Annotated in this window: 11 protein-coding genes and 1 pseudogene; 8 read left to right on the top strand and 4 right to left on the bottom strand. The window is 63.2% G+C overall.

Annotated elements, in window-relative coordinates:
* Positions 1–74: 74 nt before the first annotated feature.
* The 4 genes from alr (at position 75) to ACEWE8_RS08270 (ending at position 4,344) form a co-directional block, all read left to right on the top strand.
* On the top strand, positions 75–1,148 hold the full coding sequence (gene alr, locus ACEWE8_RS08285; protein WP_046786886.1) for an alanine racemase: 1,074 nt from the start codon (positions 75–77) through the stop codon (positions 1,146–1,148).
* 110 nt (positions 1,149–1,258) lie between these two features.
* Entirely contained in the window at positions 1,259–1,807 is a 549-nt protein-coding gene (locus tag ACEWE8_RS08280; protein WP_039603621.1) for a cupin domain-containing protein, read from the top strand.
* Between the two features lie 154 nt (positions 1,808–1,961).
* Complete coding sequence (locus ACEWE8_RS08275; RefSeq protein ID WP_046787067.1) at positions 1,962–2,366, top strand: cytochrome c5 family protein; 405 nt, start codon at positions 1,962–1,964, stop codon at positions 2,364–2,366.
* A 118-nt stretch (positions 2,367–2,484) separates the two neighbouring features.
* Positions 2,485–4,344: an acetyl-CoA hydrolase/transferase C-terminal domain-containing protein gene (locus ACEWE8_RS08270; protein WP_046786887.1), complete on the top strand. Its 1,860-nt coding sequence runs from the start codon at positions 2,485–2,487 to the stop codon at positions 4,342–4,344.
* A 111-nt stretch (positions 4,345–4,455) separates the two neighbouring features.
* On the opposite strand, the gene ACEWE8_RS08265 is transcribed toward ACEWE8_RS08270, so the two are convergent.
* Positions 4,456–5,028: a xanthine phosphoribosyltransferase gene (locus ACEWE8_RS08265; protein ID WP_012312153.1), complete on the bottom strand. Its 573-nt coding sequence runs from the start codon at positions 5,026–5,028 to the stop codon at positions 4,456–4,458.
* Positions 5,029–5,091: 63 nt separating this feature from the next.
* Positions 5,092–7,101, bottom strand: coding sequence for a DNA helicase Rep (gene rep / locus ACEWE8_RS08260; RefSeq protein ID WP_046786888.1), 2,010 nt, complete (start codon positions 7,099–7,101; stop codon positions 5,092–5,094).
* 297 nt (positions 7,102–7,398) lie between these two features.
* Here rep and ACEWE8_RS08255 point away from each other — a divergent pair, with 297 nt between their 5' ends.
* On the top strand, positions 7,399–9,063 hold the full coding sequence (locus tag ACEWE8_RS08255; protein WP_046786889.1) for a bifunctional diguanylate cyclase/phosphodiesterase: 1,665 nt from the start codon (positions 7,399–7,401) through the stop codon (positions 9,061–9,063).
* Positions 9,064–9,137: 74 nt separating this feature from the next.
* On the opposite strand, the gene ACEWE8_RS08250 is transcribed toward ACEWE8_RS08255, so the two are convergent.
* A complete protein-coding gene (locus tag ACEWE8_RS08250; RefSeq protein ID WP_046786890.1) occupies positions 9,138–10,526 on the bottom strand; it encodes a NorM family multidrug efflux MATE transporter in 1,389 nt (462 codons plus the stop codon).
* 150 nt (positions 10,527–10,676) lie between these two features.
* Here ACEWE8_RS08250 and ACEWE8_RS08245 point away from each other — a divergent pair, with 150 nt between their 5' ends.
* The 3 genes and pseudogenes from ACEWE8_RS08245 to ACEWE8_RS08235 all read left to right on the top strand — a co-directional run bounded on the left by ACEWE8_RS08245 (position 10,677) and on the right by ACEWE8_RS08235 (position 13,720).
* Entirely contained in the window at positions 10,677–11,603 is a 927-nt protein-coding gene (locus tag ACEWE8_RS08245) for a LysR substrate-binding domain-containing protein (RefSeq protein ID WP_046786891.1), read from the top strand.
* Between the two features lie 188 nt (positions 11,604–11,791).
* Positions 11,792–12,862: pseudogene (locus ACEWE8_RS08240) on the top strand (Cache 3/Cache 2 fusion domain-containing protein); the annotation flags it as partial.
* Entirely contained in the window at positions 12,860–13,720 is an 861-nt protein-coding gene (locus tag ACEWE8_RS08235) for a methyl-accepting chemotaxis protein (RefSeq protein WP_371316822.1), read from the top strand. The pseudogene ACEWE8_RS08240 and the gene ACEWE8_RS08235, both read left to right, overlap by 3 nt.
* An 89-nt stretch (positions 13,721–13,809) precedes the next feature.
* Here ACEWE8_RS08235 and ACEWE8_RS08230 read toward each other — a convergent pair whose 3' ends face one another.
* Positions 13,810–15,204: a VOC family protein gene (locus ACEWE8_RS08230; RefSeq protein WP_046786893.1), complete on the bottom strand. Its 1,395-nt coding sequence runs from the start codon at positions 15,202–15,204 to the stop codon at positions 13,810–13,812.
* Positions 15,205–15,387: the final 183 nt, after the last annotated feature.

The raw sequence follows: 15,387 nt of genomic DNA, 5'->3' as shown, positions 1-15,387 counted from the left end.
GACCCTGTGGGAACCGGCTTGCCGGCGATGAATCCAACACTGTTTTCAACCTGAACCACCATAAGGCTGCCGCCATGCGTCCCGCCCGTGCCCTGATCGACCTCCAAGCCCTGCGCCACAACTACCGCCTTGCCCGTGAACTGACCGGCGCCAAGGCCCTCGCCGTGATCAAGGCCGACGCCTACGGCCACGGCGCCGTGCGTTGCGCCCTCGCGCTGGAAGCCGAAGCCGATGGCTTTGCCGTTGCGTGTATCGAAGAGGCGCTGGAGTTGCGTGCGGCGGGTATCAAGGCTCCGATGCTGCTGCTTGAAGGTTTCTTCGAAGCCAGCGAGCTTTCGCTGATCGCCGAGCATGACCTGTGGTGCGTGGTGCATTCGCTGTGGCAGCTGGAGGCCATCGAAAAGACGCCCGTGCACAAGCCATTGACCCTCTGGCTCAAGCTCGACAGCGGCATGCACCGTGTCGGCCTGCACCCCAAGGACTATCACGAGGCTTACCAGCGCCTGCTGGCCAGCGGCAAGGTTGCGCGCATCGTGCTGATGAGCCATTTCGCCCGTGCCGACGAACTGGATGCCGACGCCACTGCGCAACAGATTGCCGTGTTCGAGGCCGCCCGGCAGGGTTTGGCTGCCGAATGCAGCCTGCGCAACTCGCCCGGCGTGCTGGCCTGGCCGCATGCCCCCAGCGACTGGGTGCGCCCTGGCATCATGCTGTATGGCGCAACACCGTTCGAGGTGGCGCAAGCCCAGGCCGAGCACCTGCAGCCGGTAATGACCCTGCAATCGCGGGTGATCAGCGTGCGAGAGTTGCCCGCTGGCGAGCCGGTGGGCTATGGCGCCAAGTTCATCAGCCAACGCCCCACCCGGGTGGGCGTGGTTGCCATGGGCTACGCCGATGGCTACCCCCGCCAGGCCCCGACCGGTACGCCGGTGATGGTCGCCGGCAAGCGCAGCCAGCTGATTGGCCGCGTTTCCATGGACATGCTGTGCATCGACCTGACCGACGTGCCCGAAGCGAACATCGGCAGCCCGGTCGAGCTGTGGGGCAAGCACGTGTTGGCCAGTGAAGTCGCCATGCACGCAGGGACCATCCCCTACCAGATCTTCTGCAACCTCAAACGCGTGCCGCTGGACTACTTCGGCGAATGACACGCTGAAGCGGACAGCCTGAGGGGCGGTGTGTTGTAAATACTGAACGGCATTGCCATGATATCGTTCACATTCACCCCGCCATCTCACCGTTTCAGGAGGCTCCAGCTTTGGACGTCGGCGAACGACTGCAAGCCATCCGCAAGCTCAAGGGCCTGTCCCAGCGTGAACTCGCCAAGCGTGCGGGCGTGACCAACAGCACCATCTCGATGATCGAGAAGAACAGTGTGAGCCCCTCGATCAGCTCGCTGCGCAAGGTGCTAAGCGGTATTCCCATGTCCATGGTCGAGTTTTTCTCGGTGGAACTGGAAGCTGAAAGCCACGCCCAGATTGTCTACAAGGCCCACGAACTGATCGACATTTCCGACGGTGCGGTGACCATGAAGCTGGTAGGCAAGTCGCATCCCAACCGTGCCATTGCCTTCCTGACCGAGGTCTACCCGCCGGGTGCCGACACCGGAGCCGAGATGCTCACCCACGATGGCGAAGAAACCGGCATCCTCCTTGAAGGCCGGCTGGAACTGGTGGTGGGCACCGAGACCTTCATCCTCGAAGAAGGTGACAGCTACTACTTCGAGAGCACCCGCCCGCACCGTTTTCGCAACCCTTTCGATGAGCCGGCGCGGCTGATCAGTGCTGCAACGCCCTCGAACTTTTGATCCAGCGCAGTGCATTGATTCGGCAATACCCCTTTCCTGAGTAGGGTCGTTTCACGGCTTCCGGGTTCCCGCTATACTTTTCAACGCTCGCATTACCGTGGCCGCGGGCGTGATTAGCCACCATGAGGGTGTTCGCGTGAACCAAATCAAGAAGATGCTGGCCGTACCAGCAGCCGTATTCGCCCTTTGGGCAATGAGCGCAACCGCTGCGACCAATGATGACATTGCCAAACGCCTTGAGCCGGTTGGCCAAGTGTGCGTCCAGGGCCAGGAATGCAAGGGCATGGAGGTGGCCGCTTCGGCTGGCGGTGGCGGTGCCAAGACACCGGATGAAATCATCGCCAAGCATTGCAACGCCTGCCATGGCAGCGGCCTGCTCGGCGCGCCGAAAATTGGCGACACCGCCGCCTGGAAAGAGCGCGCCGATCACCAGGGCGGCCTTGACGGCATCCTGGCCAAGGCCATCACCGGGATCAACGCCATGCCCCCCAAGGGCACCTGCGCCGATTGTTCGGATGAAGACCTCAAAGCGGCCATCCAGAAGATGTCCGGGCTTTGAGCCTGGGTTGAGTTGCCAATAGCCCGCCTTGCATGGCGGGCTTTGTCTTTGCGCAGGCAACGAACCCGCGCCGGTTCATGTCCAACCCCTGAACCCACGGAAGATTCAGGAGGCCACGATGCACCTATGCTCCATCGACCAGGCAGTCGAGCAGGTCTTGTCGCGCTTGCCCGCGCATATCCACATGGGCCTGCCGCTGGGTCTTGGCAAACCCAATGCCTTCGTCAATGCGTTGTACGCCCGGGTGCGTGACCTGCCAGAGCGCCGGCTGACGATCTACACGGCCTTGTCGCTTGGCCGCCCACCTTTGGGCGACGGCTTGCAACGGCGCTTGCTCGAGCCCTTCATCGAACGTGTGTTCGCCGATTACCAGGAGCTCACCTATCTCGCCGACCTGCGCAACGACCAGTTGCCGCCGAACATCCGCGTCGAGCAGTTCTTCATGCAGCCCGGCGGCCTGCTGCACAGTGATTGCGCGCAGCAAGACTACGTCAGCAGCAACTACAGCCATGCAGCCCGCGATATCAACGCCAAGGGCCTCAACCTGATTGCGCAACTGGTAGCCGCCACGCCGGAAAAGCCGGTGCACTTGAGCCTGGCCTGCAACCCCGACATCACCCTCGACCTGCTGCCGATGATCGCCAAGCGCCGCGAGGCCGGTGAAACCATCCTCATGCTCGGGCAGGTGCATGCCGAACTGCCCTACATGCCTGGTGATTCGGAGTTGGGCATGGAAGCGTTCGACCTGCTGATCGATCAGGTGGAGCAACGTCGGCTGTTCTCCACACCGAACATGCCGGTTACCACCCAGGACCATTGCATCGGCCTGCACGCCAGTACCCTGGTGCGCGATGGCGGCACCCTGCAGATCGGCATCGGCGCCATGGGTGATGCCGTGGCCGCTGCGTTGCTGGCGCGCCAAGGCGACAATTCTGGTTACCGGGCACTGATGGGTGAGCTGGATGTAGGGCCATGGCAAACCCTGATCGAGCGGGAAGGGGGGCTCGATGCTTTCGGCCAAGGCCTCTACGGTTGCAGTGAGATGTTCGTCAACGGCCTGCTGGCTCTCGCCGAAGCCGGGGTGGTGCGGCGCCCTGCTGACGAGCAAGGCGTGCTGGTACACGGCGGCTTCTTCCTCGGCCCGCAGGCGTTCTATCAACGCTTGCGGGAGATGCCGTTGGAGCAGCGCGCTCAGTTTGCCATGACGCGCATCAGCTTCATCAACGAGCTGTATGGCCAGGAAGAAACGAAGCGCCGCCAGCGGCGTGATGCCCGCTTCATAAACACAGTGTTCGCCATGACCCTGCTCGGCGCGGGTGTAGCCGACCAGCTGGAGGATGGCCGCGTGCTCAGCGGCGTGGGCGGGCAATACAACTTCGTTGCACAGGGGCACGCGCTGGAGGGTGGACGATCCATCCTGTTGCTGCGCAGTTGGCGCGAGGCGGGAGGCGAGGTCAGCTCAAACCTGCTCTGGGCCTACGGCCATTGCACCATCCCCCGGCACTTGCGCGACATCGTCGTGACCGAGTACGGCATCGCCGACTTGCGTGGGCAGAGCGACAGCGAAGTGATCGCACGGCTGCTGGCGATCAGTGATTCGAGGTTCCAGGGCGAGCTGATCGAGCAGGCCAAGAAAGCCGGCAAGCTCGCAAAAGACTTTCAGCTGGATGCGCGGTTTACCGACAATACGCCTGAGCGACTTGAGCAAATCAGGGCACGGCATGCGCGGCTGTTCCCGGAGTATCCGTTGGGGACTGATTTCACGGCCGAGGAACGGGACTTGTTGCGGGCTTTGAACTGGCTCAAAAGCAAGTTCAGGTTGAGCGAGGTGCTGGAGCTGGGCAAGGCAGCGCTGGATGCGCCGGGGCCGGAGGGGTATGCGGCGCAGTTGGCGCGCATGCAGCTGGATGAGCCACGAGGGCTCAAAGACGAGCTATATCAGCGGTTGCTATTGGCAGGATTGGCGGCGACGCGGTGATTGCCGGGGCTGCTTTGCAGCCCATCGCGACACAAGGCCGCTCCTACAGCTCGGTGGTCCTGTAGGAGCGGCCTTGCGTCGCGATGGGCCGCATAGCGGCCCCAATGGCTGTCACTCGATGAAGCTGACCACGCCACCTTCCAGCGACTTCACCCGGGCCAGCGATTCAACGCGATATCCCTGGCCATCCAGCTCGGCACGGCCGCCCTGGAACGACTTCTCGATGACGATACCCAGGCCGGCCACGGTGGCACCGGCCTGCTTGATGATCGAGATCAGCGCCTGCGAGGCTTTGCCGTTGGCCAGGAAGTCATCGATCACCAGCACGCGATCGCTGCTGTTGAGATGGCGCGGCGAGATCGCCACGGTGTTCTCGGTCTGCTTGGTGAAGGAATACACCGACGCAGTCAGCAGGTTTTCGGTCAGGGTCAGGGACTGATGCTTGCGTGCGAAGATCACCGGAACGCCCAGCTTCAGGCCTGTCATCACCGCCGGCGCAATACCCGAGGCTTCGATGGTGACGATCTTGGTCACACCGGCATCGGCGTAAAGGCGGGCGAACTCGTCACCGATCAGCTGCATCAGCGCAGGGTCGATCTGGTGGTTGAGAAACGCATCGACTTTGAGAACCTGATCGGAAAGCACGATGCCTTCGTCGCGAATCTTCTGCTGCAGTGCTTCCACTGTGTATCTCCGATGTAGCAAAGGTGGCCGCAAAGAGCGGCAGAGTTAAAGAGTAATGGTTGATCAGCGTTTGAGCATTGCCCGGATATCGGCCAGTGCGTTGTTGCCACGCGCGGCTTTCACTTCCACTGGCGCATCGTCCAGGCCTTCCCAGGCCAGGTCGTCCGGGGGCAGTTCGTCGAGGAACCGGCTGGGCGTGCAGTCGATGATTTCGCCGTACTGCTTGCGTTTGGCAGCGAAGGTGAAGGCCAGGGTCTGGCGGGCGCGGGTAATGCCCACGTAGGCCAGGCGGCGTTCCTCTTCGATGGTGTCGGCTTCGATGCTCGAGCGGTGGGGGAGGATTTCCTCCTCCATGCCCATGATGAATACGTAAGGGAATTCCAGGCCTTTGGACGCATGCAGGGTCATCATCTGCACGCCCTCGGCGTTTTCTTCCTCTTCCTGCTGGCGCTCGAGCATGTCGCGCAGCACCAGCTTGCCGATGGCGTCCTCGATGGTCATGTCACCCTCTTCGTCCTTCTCGAGGGTGTTCTTCAGCGCTTCGACCAGGAACCAGACGTTGCTGATGCGGAACTCAGCAGCCTTGTCGCTGGCCGTCTGCTGGCGGATCCAGTTTTCGTAGTCGATGTCGCGGATCATCTCGTGCAGCGCGGCAATCGGGTCTTCCAGGGCGACCTTGTGGCGCACGCCGTCGAGCCAATGCTTGAAACGCTGCAGACGCTCGGTATAACGCGCGTCCAGGTGCTCGCCCAGGCCCAGTTCCTCGCTGGCGGCATACATCGAAACGCCCCGTTCGGTGGCGTAGTTGCCGAGCTTTTCCAGGGTGGTCGAGCCGATCTCGCGGCGCGGTACGTTGATCACCCGCAGGTAGGCGTTGTCGTCATCCGGGTTGACCAGCAAGCGCAGGTAGGCCATCAGGTCCTTGACCTCCTGACGGCCGAAGAAGCTGTTGCCGCCCGACAGGCGATACGGCACCTGGTGATGCTGCAGTTTCAGCTCGATCAGCTTGGCCTGGTAGTTGCCGCGATAGAGGATGGCGAAGTCGCTGTAAGGGCGGTTGGTGCGCAGGTGCAGGGTGAGGATTTCCATGGCCACACGCTCGGCCTCGGCTTCCTCGTTCTTGCAGCGGATCACACGGATCTCGTCGCCCACGCCCATCTCGCTCCACAGCTGCTTCTCGAACGCATGCGGGTTGTTGGCGATCAGCACGTTGGCGCAGCGCAGGATACGGCTGGTGGAGCGGTAGTTCTGTTCGAGCATGACGATTTTCAGGGAAGGGTAATCCTCCTTGAGCAGCATCAGGTTCTCGGGGCGCGCACCACGCCAGGCGTAGATCGACTGGTCATCGTCACCTACCACGGTGAACTGGTTGCGCATGCCGATCAGCATTTTCACCAGCAGGTACTGGCTGGCGTTGGTGTCCTGGTATTCGTCCACCAGCAGGTAGCGCACGCGGTTCTGCCAGCGCTGCAGCACTTCGGGGTGCTCCTGGAACAGCTTGACCGGCTGCAGGATCAGGTCGTCGAAGTCCACCGCGTTGAACGCCTTGAGCGTGCGCTGGTAGTGGGTATAGACGATGGCGGCGGTCTGCTCGCGCGGGTTGCGCGCTTTTTCCAGGGCTTCGGCGGGCAGAATCAGGTCGTTCTTCCAGGCACCGATCATGTTCTTGATCTCGTCGATGCCGTCGTCGCCGGAGTATTCCTTCTGCATGATGTCCGACAGCAGCGCCTTGATGTCGGATTCGTCGAAGATCGAAAAGCCCGGCTTGTAGCCCAGCTTGTCGTGCTCCTTGCGGATGATGTTCAGGCCCAGGTTGTGGAAGGTACATACCGTCAGGCCCCGGCCTTCCCCCGGGCGCAGCAGGGTGGCGACCCGCTCCTTCATCTCGCGCGCAGCCTTGTTGGTGAAGGTCATCGCGACGATGTACTGAGCACGGATGCCGCAGTTCTGGATCAGGTGGGCAATCTTGCGCGTGATCACGCTGGTCTTGCCGGAGCCTGCACCGGCGAGCACCAAAAGAGGGCCGCCGACGTAGTCACGGGCTTCCTGTTGCCTGGGATTGAGTCGGGACATGCTAGAAACCGGGGGTCGCCAGAAAATAGCCGCGCATTCTAACAGGCATGGGGCCATTGTGGCGCGACCGTCTGACGTCTGAGTCAGACTTTGTATCGCGCATAGCATTAGTCAGGCTCATGCTATTCATGGAAAAAATCGTATTTGCTGGTTTAACCACTTTCGAGCAGGATGCACGTCAAAATGTGTCGGGACGCGCTGTGGGCAAGGATATGTCTAAAAGTGAAAATCATTTTCATTTCTGCAGTAGCATACCCGGCCTCCCTCGTGCCACCGTCCCCGCTTTAAGGAGCCCGCTTGTCCACGCCTGTCGAACCTTTGCGTTTGCTGTTGTTGGCTGATGAGCCGGAATGGGCCGCCGTGTTGCGCGAATGCCTGCTGCCGCTGAACGGTGCGGCGGTACTGCTGACTGCGCCCAACTGGGCAGCAGTCGACAGCCTGTTCAGCCAAGACCGCCAGGCCGTGATCTTGGCCACCCAGGCCCTGCAACCCGCGCCGGGGCGCTGCGAGCTGCCAACCATCCTGTTGCTCGACGATGAGCCGGTGGCCCCACCCACGGGCGTCAGCGACTGGCTGGTGCGCAGCCAGCTCAATGCCGATGCGCTGCGCCGTTCGCTGCGCCACGTGCGCGAACGTGGCGTGCTGGTGGCCACCTTGCAGCGCCTGGCCGAGCAGGACCCGCTGACCGGTATCGCCAACCGCCAGGGTTTTCAGGCCCTGTTGACGGCACGGCTGGCTGAGAATGACGGGCGCGGGGTAGCCCTCGGGCACCTGGACCTGGACAACTTTCGTCATGTCAACGATGCCCTCGGCCACCAGGGTGGCGACCGGCTGATCCTGCAGGTGGTGTCACGCCTGAAGCAGCAACTGGAGGCCGGCGACCAGCTGGCGCGCCTGGGCAGTGATGAATTTGCCCTGCTGATCGACACCCGTCGCGACACCGGCCGCGCCGAGCGCATCGCTGAACGCATCGTCGAAGCCCTGGCCGAGCCTTACTGGATCGACGGCGAAAGCCTGTTGCTTGGCTGCAGCCTGGGCCTGGCCCACGCCCGCGCGCAAAGTGGCGCCGACCCGTTGATGTGGCATGCGCACATCGCCATGCGCCAGGCCAAGAGCAGCCAGGGCTGTACCTTTCACGTGTTCAATGAGCGGATCAACCGCAACGCCCGCAGCCTTGCCGACCTGGAAGGCGAACTGCGCAGAGCCCTGCGCCGTGATGAACTGGAGCTGCACTACCAGCCGCGACTGAACCTGGCCGATGGCAGCATCGTCGGCCTGGAGGCGCTGGTGCGCTGGCGTCATACCGAGCGCGGCCTGTTGCCGCCGAGCGAGTTCGTGCCGCTGGCCGAGCAGAGCGGGCTGATCGTACCGTTGGGCTACTGGGTTATATCCCGTGCCCTGCGTGACATGCAGGCCTTGCGCGAGAGCGGCCTGGCGCCCCTGCACATGGCGGTCAACCTGAGCTTTCGCCAGTTCCAGGACAGCCAGCTGCTGGCCACCCTGAGCCGGCTGATCATCGAGCATGGCGTCGATGCTCGCTGGCTGGAGTTCGAGCTGACCGAGACGGCGGTGATGCGCCGCAATGAGCTGGTCCGCCAGACCATGGATGCCCTCGGGCGCCTGGGCGTGCGCTTCTCGCTCGACGACTTCGGGACCGGCTTCTCATCCTTCGTGCACCTGAACAGCCTGCCGATCACCTTGCTGAAGGTCGATCGCAGCTTTGTCGCCGAAATGGAGATGCGCGAGGAAAACCGCAAGCTGGTGCACGCGATGATCAACCTGGCGCACAACCTCAACCTCGAGGTGGTGGCCGAGGGCGTTGAAAGCCCTGAGCAGATGGCCCTGCTACGTGAGTTTGGCTGTGACCAGGTGCAGGGGTTTCTGGTCAGCAAGCCACTGCCGGTGGGTGAGCTGGTGGAATATCTGTCGAGAAGCACCCCGGCTCAGGTGGTGAGTCTTTGAAGCTGTAGGGGAGGGCTTTGCCCTCCTTTCGCGACGCAAGGCCGCTCACAAGCAGTGCAAGACAGCACCGGCAATCATGCAGGTATCACCGCTTTTCCAGTTACACCTGCTTTCCCCAGCATCCGCTTCATCCGCCATTCAAAGGCCAGGGTCAGCGCCACCGAAGCACACGCCAGCCCCAACGCCAGCCCCCACCACACGCCGACCGCACCGCCACCCAGGTTGAAGGTCAGCAACCACGCACTCGGCGCTCCGACCAGCCAGTAGCAGCAAAGCCCGATCAGGAAGGTGGTCTTGGCGTCCTTCAACCCACGGATCGAGCCCATGGCTATGGTCTGCACGCCATCGAAGAGCTCGAACCACGCCGCCACCATCAGCAAGCTCACCGCCAACTGGTAGATCGGCGCGAACGCCGGATCATCGCCATCGATGAACAGGCTCACCAGCATCTCCGGGCGCAGCCAGAACAGTGCCGCGAAGGCGAACATGATCAGCGCGCCAAAGCTGATGCCGACCCGCCCGGCACTGCGCGCCGCCAGCAGGTTGCCGGCACCGTAATACAGCCCTACCCGCATGGTCACTGCATACGAGAGCCCGGTCGGCACCATGAACGCGGTCGAAACGATCTGCAGGGCAATCTGGTGGGCCGCAAGCTCGGTGCTGCCAAGCACACCCATGCACAGGGCGGCAAAGGCGAACAGGCCGACCTCCACCATGTAGGTGCCCCCAATCGGCAAGCCCAGGCGCCACAGCTCGCGCAAGGCTGGCAGCGAAGGGCGCGACAGGCCCTTGCGCAGTGGGTAGGCCGCGTAAGCCGGGTGCCAGCGGATGTACAAGGCCAGCGCGATGGCCATGCCCATCGACACCACGGCGGTGACCAGGCCGATGCCCATCAGGCCAAGCTTGGGCAGGCCGAACATGCCTTCGATCAGCGCGACGTTGAACAGGTAGTTGAGCACCGTGCCGACCAGGCTGATGACCATCACCGGGGTCGAGCGGCCCAAGGCGCTGGTGAAGCCGCGCAGGGCCATGAAAGTCAGGTAGCCCGGCAACGCCAGTGGCAACAGGGTAAGGAACTCGGTGGCCGCAGCAACGTTTTCAGGCTGTTGGCCGAACAGCAGCAACACCGGTTTCAGGTTCCACAGCGCCAGTGCGGCCACCAGCGCCAGCCCCCAGGCCAGCCACAAACCGTTTTGCGCCAGCCGGGTGGCGCCCTCGATGTCATTGGCACCCTTGCGGATCGCCACCAAGGTGCCGACCGCGGCGATTACCCCCAGGCAGAAGATCGACACGAACGAATAGCTCGCCGCCCCCAGCCCGCCGCCGGCCAGCGCCTGGGGGCTGATGCGGGCCATCATCAGGGTGTCGGTCAGCACCATCAGCATGTGCGCCAACTGCGAGGCAACCAGCGGCCCGGCCAGGCGCAGCAAAGCCTTGAGTTCTGTGGTGGGCGCAACGTGCATGGGGGCGGTCCTTCCGACTCTGTGAGCGAGGGACGATTCTGAGGCTTCGGTCAACTTTGCACAAAAGGATAAAAACGATGATTGGCATGAGTTGAACTCATGCATATATGATTCTACGCATTCCTTCTCTGCCCCGTATGCAGGTGCCATATGTCCCGTCCGCTGCCTGCGCTGTATGCGCTGCGCGCATTCGAAGCCGCCGCGCGGCTCAGTTCGTTCACCCGTGCCGGCCAGGAGCTGTCGATCACCCAGAGTGCGGTCAGCCGACACATCCGTACCCTGGAGGAGCACTTTGCCTGCCGCCTGTTCATCCGCAGCGGCCGCAGCCTGCAATTGACCGAAGCCGCGCGGGTGCTGCTGCCCGGCGTGCGTGAGGGCTTTGCCGCGCTGGAGCGCGCGTGCGACACCTTGCGCGGAGAGGACGACATATTGCGCATGAAGGCGCCGTCGACGCTGACCATGCGTTGGCTGCTGGCGCGCCTGAGCCAGTTCCGGCACTTGCAGCCGGGCAATGAAGTGCAATTGACCAGCGCCTGGATGGACGTCGACCACGTGGACTTCAACCAGGAACCTTTCGACTGCGCGGTATTGCTCAGTGACGGCGTTTTTCCGCCGGACTGGGAGGTACGCCGGCTGTTTTCCGAGCTACTGATCCCGGTGGGCGCGCCCGAGCTGCTCAAGGACGGCCCTTTGGACGAACGCCGGCTGGCCGGGATCGAACTGCTGCACCCGACCCCCGACAAGCGTGACTGGCGCGAATGGCTGGAGCGCATGGGGCTGGCAGACACTGTTTCACTCAAGGGTGGGCAGGTGTTCGATACGCTGGAACTGGGGATGATCGCGGCGGCGCGTGGCTACGGGATATCCATGGGTGACCTGCTGATGGTCGCCGAAGATGTCGCGCATGGTCGTTTGAGCCTGCCATGGCCGACGGCGGTGCCCAGCGGCATGGATTATTACCTGGTGTGGCCGCGGACCCGGCCGGGTGGTGAGCGGTTGCGGCGGTTGAGCGTGTTTTTGCAGGAAGAGGCGCAGGCGGTGAATTTGCCGGCTGTGCACATCCTGCCGGCTATTTGATTGCCTGCACTGGCCCTGTCGCCGGCAAGCCGGCTCCTACAGGTGGGGCGGTGCAGACGAAGAAAACGTTTGCGAATATCCTGGTCCGACACTCAAGTATTTGCCAGCGACGCCGATCTAGTTGCACCAGCGTCCCGGAAGAGGGCGCGATTCTCCGTTGACAACAGCGGTCGGTCGGGGTGATCAGGATGATCCGGGCCGCCTGCCAGGAGCTTCCCATGTCTCAACCGCGTGCCCGAATCGCCTCGCAGCTTGGTACCGCCCTCGCCATCGTGCTGGCGCTGGTGATCACCGGCAGTACTCTGTTCGCCCTGCGTTCCCTGGACGACGCCAACCTCACCACTCGCCAGGAACACCTGGCCAGTGAAGCGCGACTGTTGGCCGATCAGCTTGAAACCTTCCACGGTTCGCTCAAGGACAACACCCAGCGCCTGAGCGGCCTGTTCGAGCGCCGCTTCGCTTCGGGGCTGTCGCTGCATGCCAGCGAAACCGTGCAGGTGGCCGGCCAGGCCACACCGGCGCTGTACCTGGGTGATCACCTGCTCAACAACGACTTCCAGCAGGTCGATGAATTTCAGCAGATGACCGCAGGTGTAGCGACCCTGTTCGTACGCAGCGGCGACGACTTTGTACGCATCAGCACCAACCTGAAAAAGCAGGATGGCAGCCGGGCCATCGGCACCCAGCTCGACCGCCAGCACCCGGCCTACGCGAAACTGATGGCTGGGCAGACCTACGTCGGCCGTGCCCTGCTGTTCGAGCGCAATTACATGACCCGTTATGTGCCGGTGACCGATGGCAGCGGGCGGGTGATCGCGGTGCTGTTCGTTGGCTTCGACTATACCGACGCGCAGAACGCGCAGTTCGCCAACCTCAAGCGCTTCCGTATTGGCGATACCGGCTCGCTGGCCTTGCGCGACGAGCAGGGCAAGTGGCTGGTACCCCCGGCCAATGCCGACCAGCCTCTGTACAGCGCTTCTGCGCCCTTTGCCGAAGGCCCCTGGACGGTAGTAGCCAGCATGCCCTTGGAAGAAATCCGCGCGGTGACCTGGGATGTTGGCTTGCGCCTGGCCATCGGCAGTTTGCTGGCGATGTTGCTGGCAGTGGCCGCCACGCTGTGGCTGTTGCGCCGCAAGTTGCGCCCGCTGGATGACCTGGTGCGCCAGGCCGAGGCGCTGGGCGCAGGCGACCTGAGCGCCCGCCTGGCCGTGACCAGCCATGACGAGATCGGCCAACTGGCACGCAGCTTCAACAAGATGGGCGAAGCGTTGGCGACCATGGTCGAACACATTCGCGGGGCCTCCGAGCAGGTCAGCGGCCGCGCCCGCTCGCTGTCTGGCCTGTCGGCCGGTGCCTGCGAAGGCATGGACCAGCAGTCCGGCGAAATCACCAGCATGGCCGGTGCGGTAGAGGAGTTCAGCGCCACCTCGATGAACATCGCTGACAACATGGCGGGCACCGAGCGCATGGCCCGTGACAATGCCCAGCAGACCCGTATTGGCCGTAGCGCGATGGATGAAGCGTCGAGTTCGTTGCGCCAGATCGCCGAGGCTCTCGGTGGCACTGCAACCGTGATGGACACACTGGGTGCACGCTCCCAGGAAATTGGCGGCATTGTCGGGGTGATTACCGCCATTGCCGAACAGACCAACCTGCTGGCGCTCAACGCGGCCATCGAAGCGGCGCGCGCAGGGGAGCAGGGCCGTGGATTTGCCGTGGTGGCTGACGAGGTACGTGGCCTGGCAGCCCGTACGCGTCAAGCGACCGACGAAATCTCCGTGATGATCGCCAGTATCCAGCAGCAGACCGGCCATGCCATCAGCACCCTGGAGCAGGGCAATCAGTTGATGCAGGAAGGCCTGGCACGCAACGACAAGGTGGCCGAGGCGCTGGCGCGTATTGACGAGCAAAGCCGCGTCGCGGGTGAGCAGTTTACCGTGATCAGCACTGCCACCCAGGAACAAAGCAGCACCGCAACCGTGCTCAGCCGCAACCTGCAGAGCATTGCCCAGGCCAATAGCGAACAGCGCGACGTGGCCAATGAGCTGGCCTTTACCGCCAAGGAGCTGGAAGGGCTGGCGGCGCAGTTGCGCCAGGAAGTCGATCGGTTTCGTTGAAACCCCAGGGGCCGCTGCTACACCCCCCCCCGGTAGGAGCGGCCTCGTGTCGCGAAAGGGGCGCAAGGCGCCCCCAACAATCCTGACCCTTACCCCAACGCCAGGTTCAACGCCTGCGCACAAGCCTGCAACGAGCGCTGCTCACTCTGCGCATACAACGCCAGCTCATCCTGCACCTGCAGCCCCAACGCCGCCTCGAAGGCCTCGCGGTTGGCGTTGCTGCCATACTCCGCCTGGGCATCGTCACCCAGGTTGGACTGGAAGATCCCTGCCGCGCTCACTGGCAGAAAGTCCTCGTAGACCAGCGCCTCGAAGTGCACATGGCCCGCCTCGATCAAACCCTCCAAAGTGGTCGGGCGATCAGCCTGCTCGCGTGCAGCCAGGCCCTTTTCGGTCGCGAAGTAGCGGAAGTACGCCAGCCCTTGCTCACGCATCTGCGCCAGGTCATCCGGGAACTCGGCAAACTGCTCTTTTAGCAGTGCCATGTAGCGCTCGGCGTTGGCCTCGGCCGGTGCACCGCCCAAGGCCGCTCGGGTAGCGTCGAGCAGCTTGTCATACAGCTGCCGGCCTTTGGGCGTGAGTGCCGCGCCGCGCTGCTCGATCTCGCCGAAACGTGCGGTGTGGCTGCCTTCGCTACCGTGTTGGTCACTGAACGCAACCTTCTCCTGCAGTGCCTTGAAGCTGGTCTGGCGTAGCAGGATCGGGTGGCGGCGAGTGGGCGGGCCTTCGACAACGGCTTTGGGCGGGATACCCTTGGCCGGCATGCCCAACTGGATCGCATCGATGTCCAGGGTGCGCGGGGTCAGGTGATTGATGTGCGGCCCCTTGAACGCCACCACGTCAGCGATCAGGCGGTGCTGGTCGTGCAACTGCTGGTATTGCTCGGCGGTGACCGTTGCATCCTGGTGCCAGCGGAAGGTATGCAGGGCTTGCTGCACGAACGCTTCGGCGTCGGCCGCGTTCAGGCCGCCATCGCGCTCGCACTGGGCGATCAGCTCAAGGGCGCGGGCGGTGAAAATCTTGCGCTTGGCCAAGAGGGTCTGTGCCAACTCACGCAGTGCGGGATTGTCGATCAGTTCCAGGCGCAGCAGTGAGGTGAATACGCGGAACGGGCTGATGTGCAGTGCCTGTTCGTGCACGGCGCGAAACGCAGTGGAGTGCACAGGCACGCCGGCGCTGCTGAGGTCGTAATACCCGACCGGTTGCATGCCCATGACCGCGAACAACCGGGCGATGGTGGCCAGCTCTTGTGCTGTGCCGACGCGGATGGCGCCATGGCGCTCCTGGTCCAGGCGCTCGACCTCGCCGGTCCAGCGCAGGGCCTGGGCCACCTCTGGCTGCTGGGCCATGACCTGCTGGTTGATTTCGCTCACCAGCTCCAGCAGCGTGCCGTACAGCGGCACTTCCTGTTTGTACATGAGCGACATGGCGGCAGAGAACTGCGCGCGGATGCTGTCGGGGCTGACGAAATCGTGGGCGGGCATCGCTAGCTTCCTGGTTGGGTTCGGACGCTTACATGAAAGCTGGGAATGCACTATGGCCACAAGCGAAAAAAAGTGGCTGCGTCATTCCTTTTTTGATCGACCTTCAGGGCCATTCGCGACACAAGGCCGCTCCTGCTGTTTGGAGCGGCCTTGTGTCGCGAATGGGCCGCAAAGCGGCCCCGG

This window comes from Pseudomonas sp. TR47, assembly GCF_044143025.1.
GTDB lineage: Bacteria > Pseudomonadota > Gammaproteobacteria > Pseudomonadales > Pseudomonadaceae > Aquipseudomonas > Aquipseudomonas putida_E.
Note: the sequence above shows the minus strand (reverse complement) of the source record. Positions and strands in the feature narration are given on the sequence as shown.